Source organism: Streptomyces sp. NPDC002742 (assembly GCF_042888885.1).
Taxonomy (GTDB): Bacteria; Actinomycetota; Actinomycetes; order Streptomycetales; family Streptomycetaceae; genus Streptomyces.
Genome location: NZ_JBIAQF010000011.1, coordinates 245,058 through 260,179, shown reverse-complemented (window position 1 = coordinate 260,179; position 15,122 = coordinate 245,058). Strand labels below are relative to the sequence as shown.

Below are 15,122 nucleotides of genomic sequence, written 5' to 3'. Positions count from 1 at the left end.
TCATGAACTTCATCAAACGCGCCGGCCTGAGCCTGTGGTCACGCAAAGCCAGAACCCTGATCACCCTGGGCACCTTTCTGGTCATCTGCACCATGGTGCTCGCCGGGTTCCTCATCGGAACCGCCACCGGACGCGCCGCCGACAGCGCCGAACGCCGCCTCGGCGCCGCCGTCACCCTTGGAATGGATCTCACCGGCGCGGGGGGCGGCATGCCGGGCCAGGCCCCGCAGATCGGCTCGGACGTCGTCGACAGGATCGGCGGATCCCCGCTGGTGGCCAAGTACAACTACACGTACAACGACGGAACCACGCTGCTCGGCGGCCTCGAACTCACCAGCAGCAGACGTTTCGCGTCCGATGCGCCCGCCACCTACACCCTGGCCGCCGGCGTCCGGGACTCCTCCCTGCTCCCCGACTTCGCCAGCGGCAACTGGAAGCTGCTGTCCGGCGGGCAGGTCACCGCCGCCGATCAGGACCGCGACGAGGTCCTGATCGAGGAACGGCTGGCGAGCAAGAACCACCTCAAGGTCGGCGACAAGATGACGCTGTCCGAGAACGACCCCACCGGCAAGGGCAAGGCCGTCTTCACCGTCAAGGGCATCTACCGCAACCCCTCCGACCAGCCCGACCCCGACTACCAGCAGGCCCCGGGCGACAAGCTGATCGTCCCGGCCGGCGCGCTGGGCAGGCTCAACTCCGGCGGCAAACAGGGCCCGGCCCCCCTGCAGGGCGCGACCTTCCAGCTGAAGGACGCCGCCGCGTTCGACGCCTTCCACGCACAGGCCGACCGTACGGCCGGGAACGCGTTGAAGGGATTCAAGCTCAGCATCAACGACAAGGCCCTGAAGCAGATGACCGGTCCCCTGGACAGTGTCACCACCTCCGCGACCGCGGCCATGTGGCTGATCGGCATCGCCGGGGGCCTCGTCCTGGGTCTGCTTGCCACTCTCGCGGTCAAGCAGCGCCGCACGGAGTTCGGCATCCTGCTGTCCTTGGGCGAGACGAAGTGGAAGCTGGTCGCCCAGCAGTGCGTCGAGATCGTGGTCGTCGTGGTCCTCGCCATCGGTCTGAGCTCGGTGTTCGCCCAGAACTTGACTCAGAAGGCAGGCGACACGTTGCTGCACGACCAAGCCGCCTCGGCCCAGCGGAAGATCAACGCCTGGCAGCCGCCGCCCCCCGGCTCCACGGGACTGGAACAGGGCATCGACCCGAACTCCGCGCCGGTCAAGGGCGCCGACCCCATAGACAAGATCACTGTCCGGCTGCAGCAGTCGGACGTCGCCACCGTCGCCGGTATCAGTCTGGGCATCGGTCTGCTGGCCACCGCGATTCCCGCCGCCTCCGCGCTGCGCCTCAACCCCCGTCGCATCCTCACCAAGGGCAAGTGACCGCCATGAACCAGACCGCACCCGCCATCACGCCGCCCGCCCTGCAGTTCGCGGATGTCAGCCACGTCTACCAGAACCAGCGACGGCGGACCACCGTGCTCAAGCAGATCGACCTGGCTTTCGAACGCGGCACCTTCTACACCGTCCTCGGCCCCTCGGGCAGTGGCAAGACCACGCTCCTCAGCCTGGCCAGCGGGCTGGACAGCCCCACCAAGGGAGTCATCCGTTTCGACGGACAGGACCTGGCCGAACTCGGCCTGGGCCGCTACCGCAACAAGCACGCAGCCACCGTCTTCCAGCAGTACAACCTGCTCACCTATATGACGGCGCTGCAGAACGTCATCACCGCCATGGAGATCACCGGCGCCAAGCCGCCCACGGGACGGCGCAAAGCTCATGCGCTGGAACTGCTCGCCAAAGTCGGCCTCGACCCCGACATGGCCGACCGCAACGTCCTCAAACTCTCCGGCGGGCAGCAACAACGCGTCGCCATCGCCCGGGCCCTCGCCTGCGACGTGGACATCCTCTTCGCCGACGAACCGACCGGAAACCTCGACGAGGACACCGCCGACGGCGTCATCGGCATCTTCCAGGAGCTGGCGCACACGCAGAACAAGTGCGTCATCGTGGTCACCCACAGCCAGACCCTCGCCGCCCGGTCCGACCGGACGCTGACCCTGCGCAAGGGCAAGGTCGCCGTGGGAGCCGCGTGAGCTTCGGCTCCTCCCCACCCCGGCCACGTCGCGCCCCGCCCGCAGGGGCGGGGCGCCGACCGGCGCTCACAAGACGTACCCCAAGGCCCGTCCCGTTCGCGCAGGCCGGGGCCGTATCAGCTCCGGCCGACGCGGAAGTCATGGCTCGGTGCACCGGTCCCCACCGGTCTCCGGCCTGTCCTCGCCCGGCAGGTGCACGTGACGCCGCGCCCCGCGCTCGCCTGCCCGCCCGGTTCCCGGTCCCACAGGCGGCCCGGTGCGAGTGAATCCGCCGACCGGTGCGTCGACTCCGGGGACGTACCGTGCGGCAGTCCCGGCGATCTTCTCAACCACTCCGTCCGCGATGGTTGTCCATCCGCGGTCGTCGACAGTTCCCGCCCGGGTACGAGGAACGGACGGCTGCCGACCGTCCGCCGGACCGGGTCGAGGACTATGCTGCTGTACGGGCGTCCCAGACCCTGGCGGCTTGTCGTTGCTCGACACAGATGGCTGCTGGGAGCGGACTCTTCGTCTGTGACCCGGCGCATCCCTGGAGGGAACTGGGCGGGTCCGGTGTGCTGTCGGACCGCCGTGCTCCGCCTCCGCCGAACGTACGCCCTGTCGGCAGCGTGCCAGGGGGCCGGGATCCCCGGCGTCACCGCGTCCGCCGGCGGACGGTCCACTGATCCGAGGCATCATGCCGCTCCCGCAGCTCGTCGTCCACCGCCATGACCGAGATGAACGCGTGCTGATCACCCTGGCCGGTGAGATCGATCTGGAATCGGCCCCGCTGATACGCAGGGCACTGGCGGGATGTCTGAGCGACGGCATCCGCACCATCGACATCGACCTCACTCCTGTCACCTTCTGCGACTGCACGGGCCTCAACGTCTTCCTCCACGCCGCGCAGCAGACCACCGAGGCCGGCGGGACCCTGCGACTGCACCACCCGCCACCGACACTGGGCCTGATCCTCGACCTCACCGGCTCCGGGTTCCTGCTCCTCGACGTTCCGCTCGGGCATTCGTCACCCCCGCTCGGGGATGTCCCGGCCCCGACCGCCCAGCCCCCGCGGCACCGGAACGTTCCGCTTGACTCCGTGCTCTCGGGTGATGCGCGGTGACGGCCTGGGCCGGGCGGGGACAGCCACGAAAGCCCCATGGCAGCGAACCGTCCACCATGGAAGCGGTCCGGTTACGCCGGGTGAACCGCGGGCTGGCACAGGATCTGAGCGGGAAGCTGACGGATCTGTATGTGGACTGCCACGAGACATCATCGCGTCCTGATGCGTACTGCCGTCCCAGCCGGCGGCACTTTCTCAACCGTCTCACCGCCGACATCCGGCGGCCGGGCTTCGCCATGGTGATCGCGGAGACGGACTGCCTGGCAGGATGTGCTTTCGGATTCCCGGTGCGCAGCGACGGCTTCTGGTCGACCGGGCTCGACGGAGCCCTCCCGCGCGGCGTCGAGCGGCTCGCAGCGGCCGGCGGTGTCTTCGCGATCACCGACATCCTGGTCCCCCCGCACCCGCAGGACGCGCACGTGGCCCGCCGGTTGCAGGAGCGGCTGCTGGCCGACCACCGGGCGTCACTCGGCGCCACCCTGGTGGACCGGTCCGATCATCCCACCCTCACCACGCTCCGTTCCTGGGGATGGCTGGACGTGGGAGCGTTCTGCAGGCCGACCAGCGCCACGCTGCTCCGGGTGCTGGTCCTTCCCGTCGGGGAACCAACCGCCCTGCGGCCGGAGGGACTCGCGCACGATGCCTGGACGCGGCGGCCTGGGTGAGGCCCTGCAGCCGGTCGGCGCAGAGCCGTGCGCCGGGTGACCAAGGACCATGCCCGCTTCCCCTTGATCGCGGGCCCTTCCGCGCCGCCGGTGGTGCCTGCGCCAGATCCAGGGCTCGGCGGACATCGAGGGCGGCTTCCTCCTCCACCTGCGCACCGGCAGTCCGGGCCGGCAGATGAGACATCTTCCCGGCCTTCCCCGGCAATCCGTTACGCCGAACTCGCGCCACGGGTACGCGAGATCCGCGCCCGGCACGAGATCACGTACGTGAGCGGGCCGCTGTGACGCCGGTACGCGTCCGTGTCGGCCGCGTCCTGGGTCAGTCGGTGCCGGATGGACCACGTAAGCCGTAGGAGAGCGTGGTTGATGCGACGCTCGGGAGAAGCGCGAGTCGCGCCACCCGCAGTACGATTGGTCGTGGGTTGGCTCACTCTCACGTGCAGCCGCCCGGAAGGGCGACTCCGGCGTGTTTGCGCCGGAGTCGTTGACACAGGCCCACTGGCGGTTCCGGCCAGGGCGTGGCCCTCCAAGAGGCGCGGCCCGCATCGACGGGTGGCCCGCTCAGGTGCGACGCACGGCATCCGTCTCTCCACGGTCCTCGCACGCCCGGTGCAGCCGAAAGCCACCCGGAAACCTCATCGATGCCAGGCCGGTTCACCGGTCACCCGCGGCGTTCGTGGTCCCGACGGTCCTCGCGCCTCCAGCGCGACCGGTTCTGACGGCTGTAGCGGCGGTCCCAGCGGTCCTGACGGTTCCGGCGCTGCTCGTAGTCCCGGTAGTCCTTGAGATCGGAACCATCGCCACGGATCCAGCCTCCCCCGCGATCGCGGCCGTAGCGGTTGGCGCCGAAGAGCAACGCGGCCGCGGCCACCCACCAGAGGGGATGGAGAAATCCGAGGCCGAACAGGACGACGATCGGCACGAGAAGCAGAACGAACACGGCGGGCCTCCCCGGAGCGGAACAAACCATCACTGCCGGGGGCCAGGGCCTGTTCGCACAGCGTAGCCCTTACAAGAGGTCGCGGATAGCGCACCGTGTCCGCGGCGTCCGACGGAAGTGGTCCGAAGCGGATGGCCACTTGACGTCTGTCCGGGGAGTACGGCGAGGGCTAACGTGCGTGGTACGGCCCGAGCCCCCGGCAGCGTCGATCACCTCTCGCGCTCCTTCGGGGGCGCACCTCACGCATCGGTGCCGGACTCCGTCCCGTCGCGAACGGGCCGCTCCCGCACCCGCCGTCGCCACCGGACCCTGGCGCGGCATCGATGCGCCCCGGACGGGCGCCCTCGGGTTGTCCGCCGCGTCGCACGCACACCACCGCAGGCGGTAGACATGTACGCGCTGATCGTTCCCGCTTCGACCCCCTTCGTCCTGCTCGCCGCCGTGATGGGCCTGTCCTGGTGGGAGGACCGCATCCTGCCGACGCGACCGGCCGAGCCGGTGAACGCTCCCGCCGCGGCTCCGTTCGCCCCGGCGGACCCTGCCCAACTCGCGGAACTCCCGCTTTTCGAGACTGCGTTGACAAGGGAGGCAGCCGGGCGCTGACCGACCGCACGGCGTAGGCCATGCCGCTCCGGATCGCCCTGGCGGCGTATTCCGTCTTCCGCTTCGCCCGAACCCCGCGGAAGTCAGGGTTCTCCCCGTCCGATCGCCGCCGTGAAACATCGTGGTGCCCCTCTCCGGACCAACCACGAGACCGGCCTCGGGACTATGCTGCGTACGGACGTCCCAGACCCTGGCGGGCCACCACTGCTTGGCCCACATGCCTGCGGGCGGGCGGACCATCCGTCCGCCCGCCCCGCACATCCCGAGGTAACCGGCTGGGTCCTACGCTCCGGAACATCGGCTGCTGGATCGGTCATTCACCTGCCTGCACGACCGAACGACCGTACCGCGTACCCGGTGCGGTCTCGTGAACCGAGGCACCCTGCCCATGGGCATCCCACCGATCCTGAACGTCTGCCGGCACGACACGGACAACCGGCCGCTGGTCACCCCGACCGGCGAGATCGACCTGAGATCGGTGCCCTTGATACACACGCCGCCGGAGCGGTACCCGCACGACGGCACCCGCACCATCGATCTCTTGGCGGACCGGCCCGGCCAGCCGGTCCTGGCCGCTCTCCGCTGCTGGGATCGGACGGACGCCGGAGGCGGCCGCAGGGCGGCCGACAGCGCCGTGCTCCTGACGCCGGTTCTCCCCTTGAGGGTGCGAACGGCGGTGAGTCCGGAAGGACTTGATCACCGCGCCTGGACCCGGTGGTCGCCATGATCCCCGGCAGTCGGCCGGCGCGGATCCAGGCTCTCGTGGCCGAGCAGGCGGCCCTGCGCGGCGCCCGGGTCGGCGTCCTCGACGTGTGCACGGCGGCAGTGGCGGCACTGCCGGTCGGCGGGGCCGGCATGTCCGCGATGTCTCGCGACCGGGCGAGTCATCCGCTGTGCAGCACCGACTCCGTCAGTCAACATCTGGAAGAACTCCAGCTCACCCTGGGCGAGGGGCCGTGCGTGGACGCCTACGTCCTCGGCTCGACGGTCCTCTGCCCCGACCTGTTGGCCGGTGAACTCCAGCGACATTGGACGGTGTTCGCCGACGCGGCCCTGGAAGCCGGTGCCAGAGCGGTCTTCGCTTTCCCCCTGCAGATCGGGGCCGTCAGCCCTGGTGTACTCGACCTGTACTCCAGCAGTTCGGTCGAGCTGGACGCGGAGGAGGTGGCCGATGCGATGGCCTTCGCCGACGCGGCCACGCTGATTCTGCTCGATGCGCGGATCAGTGAGACGGGTGTCCCGTTCGACACCCACCCGCCCGGCACCGGCGAGGCCGGCACCGACCGGCCGGACGCCGCCCTCTTCGACGACCTGGGCGGATACCGCGCCGAGATCGACCAGGCCACCGGCATCCTCATGGTCCAGCTCGACGTCGGCTTCGAGGAAGCCTTCATCCGGCTGCGCGCCCACGCGTACGCCCGGGGTACACGGATCTCGGTGGTCGCCGCCGACGTGGTCGCCCACCGGCTCCGTCTCCCCCCTGACACGGCTCCGTCCGGCATCCGACCGCCGGATGCGCGACTCCCCGACGAGGAGTCTTGATGCTCACGCCCCAGACACAGAGGTGGGCACGATGAAGGAACAGTTGATGGCCCGGACGTTCGTCGAGCTCGCCGACAGTCTTGTCGCCGACTTCGACCTCATTGACTTCCTGCGCCTGCTCACCGACCGCTGCGTCGACCTGCTCGACGCGAGCGCGGCGGGCGTCCTGCTCGCCGACCGTGACGGCGTACTGCGCGTCATGGCCGCCTCCGACGAACGGGTGCGCCTCCTGGAACTCTTCCAGCTCCAGAACCACGAAGGCCCCTGCCTCGACTGCTTCCACACCGGAAACGCGGTCACCGTCCACGACCTGCGCAACGAGGCAGCCCGCTGGCCCCTGTTCGCCGCCCAGGCTCAGCGCAGCGGTTTCAACGCCGTCCAGGCGCTGCCCATGCGTCTGCGCGACGAGGTCGTCGGCGCCCTCAACCTCTTCCACGCCACCCCGGCGCCCCTCAGCCCCGCCGCCGCCCCCTTCGCCCAGGCCCTCGCCGACGTCGCCACCATCAGCGTGCTGCAACAACGCACCACCGAACGCAACACGCTCCTCAACGAGCAGTTGCAGACAGCCCTCAGCAGCCGCGTCCTGATCGAACAGGCCAAGGGAAAACTCGCCGAACGCCGCCACACCGACATGGAGCAAGCCTTCACCACCCTGAGGGCCTACGCCCGCTCCCACAACCGCCGCCTCTCGGACGTCGCCCGCGCCTTCATCGACGAAACCGAATTCCTCCCAGGCCTCAGTCCCCGAAGTCCCTGAGCAACCCTCTTCAAGAAGGGTTCGTCATGCCAATCGGCCCCCCTCGTGAGACCTCGCTCGATGCTCCTGTACGCATCGACAACCTCGACGAGGAGGAACTGAGCGCGCTGGACGCCCACTGGCGGGCGGCCAACTACCTGGCCGTCGGGCACAGATCTACCTCCTGTCCAACCCGCTGCTGACCGAGCCCCTGGCACCCGAGCACGTCAAACCGCGACTGCTGGGGCACTGGGGCACCTCACCGGGACTGAACCTGGTCCACACCCACCTCAACAGGGTCGTGAGGGCCAGGGACTTGGACGCGACCTGTGTCTGGGGGCCGGGTCACGGCGGACCGTGCTCTACCTGGTGCTGATCGAGGGCGCCAAGCACGTCTTCTACGCCCGTGCCGACGCGCGACCGGCACAACCACCGGTACGCCACCGCGTGCGTCGGCACCGCATCCAGCGCCGGGCCGGCCGCTTCAGCCACCCTGGACCGCTGTGACCCCGGTGGCGTCTGCCACGGGGTCATCAGAGGCACCGCTCGGCACCAGCGGCCGATCCACGTCACCGGCGGCGGAACGGTCAGCCGTTCAGTGACTCCTCGGCGTCCTTCCGTGTCGGCCAGTTCTCTCGTCGCTCCCGGGCCACTTCCGCACGGCTGCCGATCCGCTTGCCGCCGGAGCCGACCCGTTCTCCGCTCAGCGAGAGGGCGGGAGCGATGGCAGGTGACGGAAAGGCGGGTGCCGGGAAGGCCGGTGACGGGAAGGCGGGTTCGGGGATCACGACGCCCTCGGGCGCCTCGGGCGCCGCGGAGCTCTGGCTGCTCCGGCTGCTCCGGTGCGTGACCCGTCCGTCGGACGCGCCGTCGGTTTCCCTGCTCTGGTGCTCGAAGAAGCGGAGCATCTCCACGGGGAACGGCATCACGAGGGTGCTGTTCTTCTCGGCGGAGACGTCCACCACGGTCTGCAGCAGGCGCAGTTGGAGTGCTCCGGGAGTGTCGGCCATGGTCGCGGCGGCGTCGGTCAGCCGCTGGGACGCCTGGAACTCCCCGTCGGCGGCGATGACCCGGGCACGGCGTTCCCGCTCGGCCTCGGCCTGCTTGGACATGGAGCGCATCATCGATTCCGGAAGGGCGATGTCCTTGATCTCCACGCGTTCGATGCGCAGCCCCCAGGGCTCCTCGGTGGGGGCGTCCATCACCTTCTTGAGTTCCGCGTTGATGTGGTCGCGGTCGGAGAGCAGTGTGTCCAGGTCGGCCCTGCCGATGACCGAGCGGAGCGATGTCTGGGCGATCTGGGAGACGGCGGCGGGGTAGTTACGCACGTTCACCAGGGCCTTGACGGGGTCGATGACCTTGAAGTAGACGACCGCGTCCACGGTGAGCGTCACGTTGTCCGCGGTGATGGACCCTTGTGGCGGGATACCGAGGACCTCGGTCTGTACGGACACCTTCCGCATCCGGTCACCGATCGGCCGGATGATCCGCAGGCCCGGCCCGCGGATGTCCGGCAGCAGCCGCCCGAAGCGGAACACCACACCCTTCTCGTACTGCTGGACGTTGCGCACGCTGAGGGCGAGCAGGACGAGCCCGGCCACGGCGAACACCGCCAGCACGGTGATCAGAACACCCATGGTTCCCACATTCCTTACGTCGATGACGGTCCCGGACCCGAACGGTCGGGGAAGTACACGGCACGGGAGGATCCCGGCCCGTCGTCTGTGATGCGGCCCGGGTCTCGGGCCGCTGTCGAGGCGCCGCCGGTTCCTGGGGCCGTGTGTCCGCGGCCACCACCGACTCTTGAGGTCGCGTGTCGGCTGGAGGTCGTATGTCGGCCGACTCTTGAGGTCGAGTGCCGGCTGGAGGTCATATGTCGGCCGACTCTTGAGGTCGAGTGCCGACGGTCACCGCGCGCGGTCGAAGGTCCCGTGCGCTCGGCCGTCGTCTGCATCCGAAGGACCACGGTGCCGGGAAGGACCGGCTCCCCGCCGCCGTCCGCCAGGAGCCCGACGGCACTCACGGCGGCTCTCTTCCCTCGCCTCCGGGTGCGCCCGCCCGGCCCAGTCCCGGCTGCGGCCGTGATGGGCACAGAGCCCGCGCGGCCCTCATCTCGCCGTCGGCGGAGCGGAAACGACCGGGATCTACGGGCGTGCGGCCGGCTCGCGGACCGCGTCGTCCCCTTCGGAGTCCCAGGCCGCCTGAACGGCCCGGTCGGTCTCCGAGACCATGCGCAGGCTCGCCGCCTCCACCATGAGCCGGCCCGCGTGCGAGGTGCGCAGGCAGTCTCTCCCGGCGGCCATCAGCCAAAGAGCCGAGACGGGAGTCGGCTGCGCCTGCCCGCTTACGGGCACCGCGCCCGGGACGGCCGGCCGGTACGGGCGGGTCGCCAAGTCGCTGGTGACCCGGCCCCACAGCGGATCGAGCACGGCCGTCGGCGAGGAATCGACGGAAGCGAAAGGCCTCCGGCACGGAGAGGAGGGAGTGCTTTCGGGGATCGGCGTGGGGGCAGCGGTCGCATTCATGACACGAACCCGGCTCCGGACCGACCGAAACCGGCCCGAGATGATCAAATCGCCGAAAGCGACACGGACATGGGAGCCGGTGCGCGAAATACCCTCGGTAGCACCGAGCGTACTCCACCGAGGGTCCGCACGGACTCCGCGTCCGGACAACACGGCTGCCGCGGGACGGGGAACGAGAACCCCGCCCCGCCCCGCCCGGCCGTGGTCATCGCAGCACCACCGGCCTCCACCGCTCCGGGCCGCCCCGCCCGATGCCGGACCGAAGGCGCTGACGGCTCTCGACCGGTGCGGTGGCAACATCCCCGGGCCTGCGGCACCCCTGGGTGCCGCAGGCCCACAACTGATCCGACAGGCACCGTCAACGGACAGCGGTTCGCCACCCCACGCTGTCCTTCACGCCGGTGTCCATGCTGTCCATGAGCCACCCGGCCTCCGCCTCCGTGGCCGAGGACGGTACGACCAGCAGGTCCCATCGGCCGCGGCCGGGCGCCAGCAGGCAGACGGTGGACGGGGTGTGCCGGCTGGTCGTCCGGCGCAGGCGTACCACCTGGTCGGCGACGAACAGCCGACCCGGGAACGAGGCCCACACGGCCTCGTCCACAAGGACGCTGCTGACGTGCCCCCAGGCGGGCGGCAGTCCGCCCAGCAGCTGGGGCAGTTCGGACGTCAGATCGTTCGAGCGGGGCCACCAGGCGCCGTCGATGTGCCGGGGCATGTGGCCCTGTGCCGGTTGGGCCGGCAGACGCAGGCGGACGGCGGGCGACGAGAGCGGGGGCCGGGGCGGGGGAACGAGTGTCATGAGAACTCCTGAAGGAGACATGGTCGATCGGGTTCACACGCGGCGGGCGGCGATACGGTCCGGGGTGGGCCAGCGCACGTCCTTGACCCAGCCGAGGCGTTCGAAAAGACGGATGACGGTGGCGGAGGGGTCGAGCTGGCCGCGGTCGACGCCGTGCCGCGCGCTGGTGGGGTCGGCGTGGTGGAGGTTGTGCCAACTCTCGCCGAAAGAGAGCAGGGCCAGAGGCCACAAGTTGGTGGCGCGGTCATGGACGCGAGTGCGGAACGGACGCTCGCCGATCACATGGCAGAGGGAGTTCACGCTCCAGGTGACGTGGTGGAGCAGGGCGATGCGGACAAGTCCCGCCCACAGCAGGGCGGTCAGAGCGGACGTCCAGGTGCCACCGATCAGCCCACCCGCGACGAGGGGGAGGGCGAGGGTGAGCACACACAGGGCCGGGAAAGCCCGGGACACGGCCCGGATGTCGCGGTCGGCGACGAGGTCGGGAGCGTAACGCGCGGCGGACGTGGGGTCGTTGCGGAACAGCCAGCCGACATGGGCGTCCACCAGACCCCGCAACTGGCCGCGCACAGACGTGCCGTAGCGGTACGGAGAGTGCGGATCGCCCGGCCGGTCGGTGAAGGCGTGGTGGCGGCGGTGGATGGCGACCCAGCCGATCACGTCACCCTGGAAGCTCATCGACCCGGCCGTCGCGAGCGCGATGCGCAGTGGCCGTACGGCCCGGTAGCCGCCGTGGGTGAGGCCCCGGTGGAAGCCGACGGTGACGCCGAGGCCCGTCACCGTGTAGAGCACCGCGGCGAGCAGGACATCGACAGGATGGATCAGGCGCCCCCACAGCAACCAGCCGGCCAGGCCGAGTGCCAGGAACGGCAGGAAGACGATCAACGCCGTGACCGTCAGAGACAGCCGCTCGCCGCCGGTGCGCCCGCGAGTCGTTCCGCCGCGCGGGAAAGGTGCCCTCCCGTCGTACTCCAGGAGCGGCACGGCACGCTGCGGCTGAGCGGTGGGCGTTGGACGCGGAGACTGAAGAGCCATGGGCGGTCCTTGACCTCGGCGACGACAGTGCGGCCGGGGTCTTGGGCTGCGCCTCTTCGACGGTGGGTGGGTGGCATCTCGGGTGGTCTGCTGAAGTCGGGCCAGGAGCGGAGTGGACCCGCGGCGTGCGGGGCGTCCGCTTTGAGGTGCGGTGGCGTTCCGTTCCCGGGGCCGGCGACGCTGCTCGTCACCGGCGGAAGGCGCGTCCGCGACGCGCCGAACCGCTTCACAGTCCGCGGGACCATACGGGCTTCCACCCAACGCGGCGACCATACGGGCTTCCACCCGGCCCTGCTCGTGCGTGACCTCGGAACGGGGTGGGCAGTGCCCAGCTTCGGATGTGACGGGGCGGAACCTGCCCGGACCTGAGCGGCCCGTATCTCTGTCGCTACGAGGGCGAGGCCTGTGCGATCACCGGCGTACGAGGTGCCCCCGACGTTGTCACCCTACTCCTGCCGGTACGACAGCCGCGGCAAACCAGGAGAAGGAGTACGGTGAAGACACCGAGGGCATTTCGCACACCGGCTTCCACGCCGGGTCGTTCCCGGCGAAAGGCGAAACCCGGGCCGCAACTTCACGGGCGGCCCGGAGACGGGTCCTCATCATGACCGCGACCTTCGAAGCAACCCTGCCGCGGCTCGCACCCGTCGCAGCGCCTCCCGCCCGTCTCGTACTGAAGGCCGACGCCCGATCCCGCGGGCTCCTGGACGGCGCCTGGTGGCCTCGCTCCCGCGACCTGTTGCGCGAACTGCCCGCGCTGACCGAGGTCTTGGACCCCCTGTGGGGTCGCATCACCCATATCGCCGTCAACCCCGAGCACTGGCCGGTCATCCCGCACAAGGTGCCCGTCGACGGCCATGTCGTGCAGGTCGGCTGGTTCACTCCCGAGATCGACCCGCACAAGCTTCTTCTCCTGTCCTACGGCACCGGCCGCTGGGACCTGCTGGTGATCCCGCCCGAGACCGACCCGGAAGCAGCCGCACGTCTGATGGCGGCGGCATCCGAATACGGCGGCCCGCCGCTGACCGCGAGCGCGCTCATATCCGCCGACCGGGCCCTGCACGACGGCTCCGTGCCCGACCAGGCGCAGTTTGCGGAGACGGCGTGGGAGTCCGAGGGCGGCGCCTCGCAGTTCACCGCGACTGTCCCGAAGCAGGCCAGCCGACTGATCATCGGTATGTGAGGCGCGCGGCGGCAAAGACAGCTGCCCCGGCCCCTGCTCCAGGCCACTGCCGTCACCGACCGCCGGGGCACCACTCACCACGGCCACCCGTCCGGACTCCTCACGGCCCCCGGCAACCGGAGATGCGCCCGGACAAGCCAGCCGTACGCGTGTGGTCCTGGGGGGTCCGTCGACCTCAACCGGATCACCACCGTCCGGCTGCTGACGACCTTCTCGTACGCCAGCGTGTACCAAACCCTGTTGGTGCGCGACGCCCACGGTGTACGCCTGGGTATCACGACCGAGAGAAGCCGCAGGAAACTGCGCCGAGCGATCGAGAAGGCAGACGCGAACGCCGCGCAAGGTGCCCCCAAGCCCCGCGTGAGCCGTGCGGCCCGGGCACATATGGGCCTTGCCTCGGGGCGAGGGCTCGTCGGCCACACGATTCTCGCCTTTCTGCTTCTGACGGTGTCCGAGAGCCTGTACGTCGTCGCCGTACTCCGACTCAGCGGGCAGTAAGTCTTTCCCCGTAATGACTGATGATCCCCCGCAGCCCTTAGTACACCGCGTAAGCGTCGCGCCCGAATTTACTGATCACCGGAGGATCCCCAAGGATCATCCTCTACATTTTCATCGGAGATTTCAAAGGGTTTCCATTCGATGCAATTCGGAACCCTCCCTCCGGAGTGCAGAAACTCCTTCACCGCTTCCCTGACGAGAGAGATTGGAATTTCCGAATCATCTGGAAACTCGGTCCAATGCCCGGCGGCATGATAAGCGACGCCACTACGGGCTTCGGAGACACCAACGGAAGCAACGTGTCCGACCTCAGGCGCCGTAAGAGCCAAAGCCCCCACCTGGAGTTCCCTGCTGACTCCGGCATACATCTCGTGCTCCGGGAATCCTGCCGGTGTTCGAGGTCGAGCCCTCGACAGGATATGCACCGCATCATGGAGCGCCGGGCCGGTCAACAGGGCATCGATGACGCTGTCCACGTCATCCGACGTAGAGAGCAGAACGGGGTTCCGCATGTCGGCAGGCCGGTAACGCGCCTCCAGTCGATTGTCAGCTGTCATTGCCGGCGCTCCTCTCAACCGAAGTCGGCCAGGGCCCGGCACCAGCGCCGTCCGTTAACGGGCTTGCCTCGATTTAAATCTTTTTCTGATGAATCCGGAATCCTGCCGGCGGGTCAGCTATTCAAAGCCGTCGATCATAACGGACCACATCGAGGAAGGATTGTCTACCATCAGCCGTTCCTTGCCGCAGAAGTTGGCACGGACCTTGGCGCACAGCTCCCGGTAGGGCACGTGAAAGTCGACCTCCGAACCCTTGTTTCCCGACTTTCTCGCCGCTTCCCACGCATCCATTTCCGCCCGGTCGGCCCGATCTCGTTGATCGAGCAAAACGGGAGAGAGCCAATACCAACGCCAGCAGAAGTCGACGAAGGCGATGACTTTAGAATTGATCAGCTCATCCTGGATGCCATCGGGATGCAAAGGAGCCAGCACCGGGGGGATATCGGATACTTCCGGCACAGCAAGTACGGAACCGGATCTATCATTCACGACGATTTTCACCTCGCCGCATCGACCTATAACATAGCCCCGCCAATCGACACTCGAAAACTCTGGCTCACCGGAAGACTGGAAATGCGCACCGACTCGCATAAGCATGTCGACCGAAGGAACCGATGGCAGCCCATGGTCAGACAACGCTTCCCTGTCGCGCACTGAGATCTTCCACGACCGCAAAGCCGCTGGTGGCCGCACTGACGCACCTTCCCCATGGGACAGGGCTCCAAGGTCAGCCCTCAAGATGCGCTCCACCTCGGAGCTTGCCTCTTGATACTCCATGACACCCCCAGGGCCCAACAAGGACGGAACCAGTCCAGCACAGGGACAGCAACGATCGC

At 69.0% G+C, this 15,122-nt stretch carries 17 protein-coding genes and 1 pseudogene; 11 read left to right on the top strand and 7 right to left on the bottom strand.

Annotation, left to right across the window (positions count from 1 at the left end):
• The first annotated feature begins 2 nt into the window (after positions 1-2).
• The 4 genes from ACFYW8_RS21895 to ACFYW8_RS21880 all read left to right on the top strand — a co-directional run bounded on the left by ACFYW8_RS21895 (position 3) and on the right by ACFYW8_RS21880 (position 3,868).
• Positions 3-1,388, top strand: coding sequence for an ABC transporter permease (locus tag ACFYW8_RS21895; RefSeq protein WP_389078172.1), 1,386 nt, complete (start codon positions 3-5; stop codon positions 1,386-1,388).
• A gap of 5 nt (positions 1,389-1,393) precedes the next feature.
• A complete protein-coding gene (locus ACFYW8_RS21890; RefSeq protein ID WP_389078414.1) occupies positions 1,394-2,101 on the top strand; it encodes an ABC transporter ATP-binding protein in 708 nt (235 codons plus the stop codon).
• Positions 2,102-2,777: 676 nt separating this feature from the next.
• The gene (locus ACFYW8_RS21885) at positions 2,778-3,203 is read left to right on the top strand and encodes an STAS domain-containing protein (protein WP_389078167.1); all 426 of its coding nucleotides are present in this window, start codon (positions 2,778-2,780) and stop codon (positions 3,201-3,203) included.
• An 80-nt stretch (positions 3,204-3,283) separates the two neighbouring features.
• The gene (locus tag ACFYW8_RS21880) at positions 3,284-3,868 is read left to right on the top strand and encodes a hypothetical protein (RefSeq protein ID WP_365870456.1); all 585 of its coding nucleotides are present in this window, start codon (positions 3,284-3,286) and stop codon (positions 3,866-3,868) included.
• Positions 3,869-4,529: 661 nt separating this feature from the next.
• On the opposite strand, the gene ACFYW8_RS21875 is transcribed toward ACFYW8_RS21880, so the two are convergent.
• Entirely contained in the window at positions 4,530-4,808 is a 279-nt protein-coding gene (locus ACFYW8_RS21875) for a hypothetical protein (RefSeq protein WP_365870457.1), read from the bottom strand.
• A gap of 390 nt (positions 4,809-5,198) precedes the next feature.
• On the opposite strand from ACFYW8_RS21875, the gene ACFYW8_RS21870 reads away from it, so the two are divergent.
• The 6 genes and pseudogenes from ACFYW8_RS21870 to ACFYW8_RS21845 all read left to right on the top strand — a co-directional run bounded on the left by ACFYW8_RS21870 (position 5,199) and on the right by ACFYW8_RS21845 (position 8,196).
• Entirely contained in the window at positions 5,199-5,411 is a 213-nt protein-coding gene (locus ACFYW8_RS21870) for a hypothetical protein (protein ID WP_365870458.1), read from the top strand.
• Positions 5,412-5,799: 388 nt separating this feature from the next.
• Positions 5,800-6,138, top strand: a complete 339-nt coding sequence (locus ACFYW8_RS21865) for a hypothetical protein (RefSeq protein ID WP_389078153.1) — start codon at positions 5,800-5,802, stop codon at positions 6,136-6,138.
• Positions 6,135-6,953, top strand: coding sequence for a GAF and ANTAR domain-containing protein (locus ACFYW8_RS21860; RefSeq protein WP_365870460.1), 819 nt, complete (start codon positions 6,135-6,137; stop codon positions 6,951-6,953). The genes ACFYW8_RS21865 and ACFYW8_RS21860 overlap by 4 nt, the downstream gene beginning before the upstream one ends.
• Before the next feature lie 31 nt (positions 6,954-6,984).
• Positions 6,985-7,710 carry a GAF and ANTAR domain-containing protein gene (locus ACFYW8_RS21855; RefSeq protein WP_389078146.1) on the top strand — a complete coding sequence of 242 codons (726 nt, stop codon included), beginning with the start codon at positions 6,985-6,987 and terminating at the stop codon, positions 7,708-7,710.
• A 26-nt stretch (positions 7,711-7,736) separates the two neighbouring features.
• Positions 7,737-8,047, top strand: a pseudogene (locus ACFYW8_RS21850) (phosphoketolase); the annotation flags it as partial.
• Positions 8,047-8,196 (top strand): hypothetical protein, encoded by a 150-nt coding sequence (locus ACFYW8_RS21845; protein WP_365870674.1) that lies wholly within the window; start codon positions 8,047-8,049, stop codon positions 8,194-8,196. The pseudogene ACFYW8_RS21850 and the gene ACFYW8_RS21845, both read left to right, overlap by 1 nt.
• An 80-nt stretch (positions 8,197-8,276) precedes the next feature.
• Here the strand turns inward: ACFYW8_RS21845 and ACFYW8_RS21840 are convergent, their stop codons facing one another.
• The 4 genes from ACFYW8_RS21840 to ACFYW8_RS21825 all read right to left on the bottom strand — a co-directional run bounded on the left by ACFYW8_RS21840 (position 8,277) and on the right by ACFYW8_RS21825 (position 12,048).
• On the bottom strand, positions 8,277-9,326 hold the full coding sequence (locus tag ACFYW8_RS21840; protein ID WP_389078139.1) for a slipin family protein: 1,050 nt from the start codon (positions 9,324-9,326) through the stop codon (positions 8,277-8,279).
• A gap of 507 nt (positions 9,327-9,833) precedes the next feature.
• Positions 9,834-10,118, bottom strand: coding sequence for a hypothetical protein (locus ACFYW8_RS21835; RefSeq protein WP_365870463.1), 285 nt, complete (start codon positions 10,116-10,118; stop codon positions 9,834-9,836).
• Between the two features lie 454 nt (positions 10,119-10,572).
• Positions 10,573-11,013: a DUF5994 family protein gene (locus tag ACFYW8_RS21830; RefSeq protein WP_389078134.1), complete on the bottom strand. Its 441-nt coding sequence runs from the start codon at positions 11,011-11,013 to the stop codon at positions 10,573-10,575.
• A 33-nt stretch (positions 11,014-11,046) separates the two neighbouring features.
• Positions 11,047-12,048 (bottom strand): acyl-CoA desaturase, encoded by a 1,002-nt coding sequence (locus tag ACFYW8_RS21825; protein ID WP_389078130.1) that lies wholly within the window; start codon positions 12,046-12,048, stop codon positions 11,047-11,049.
• 604 nt (positions 12,049-12,652) lie between these two features.
• Between ACFYW8_RS21825 and ACFYW8_RS21820 the strand changes: the two genes are divergently transcribed.
• On the top strand, positions 12,653-13,231 hold the full coding sequence (locus ACFYW8_RS21820; protein ID WP_389078125.1) for a DUF5994 family protein: 579 nt from the start codon (positions 12,653-12,655) through the stop codon (positions 13,229-13,231).
• A gap of 566 nt (positions 13,232-13,797) precedes the next feature.
• Here ACFYW8_RS21820 and ACFYW8_RS21815 read toward each other — a convergent pair.
• On the bottom strand, positions 13,798-14,286 hold the full coding sequence (locus ACFYW8_RS21815) for an Imm1 family immunity protein (RefSeq protein WP_389078120.1): 489 nt from the start codon (positions 14,284-14,286) through the stop codon (positions 13,798-13,800).
• Positions 14,287-14,403: 117 nt separating this feature from the next.
• Positions 14,404-15,063, bottom strand: a complete 660-nt coding sequence (locus ACFYW8_RS21810; protein WP_389078115.1) for an SUKH-4 family immunity protein — start codon at positions 15,061-15,063, stop codon at positions 14,404-14,406.
• Between the last annotated feature and the right edge of the window lie 59 nt (positions 15,064-15,122).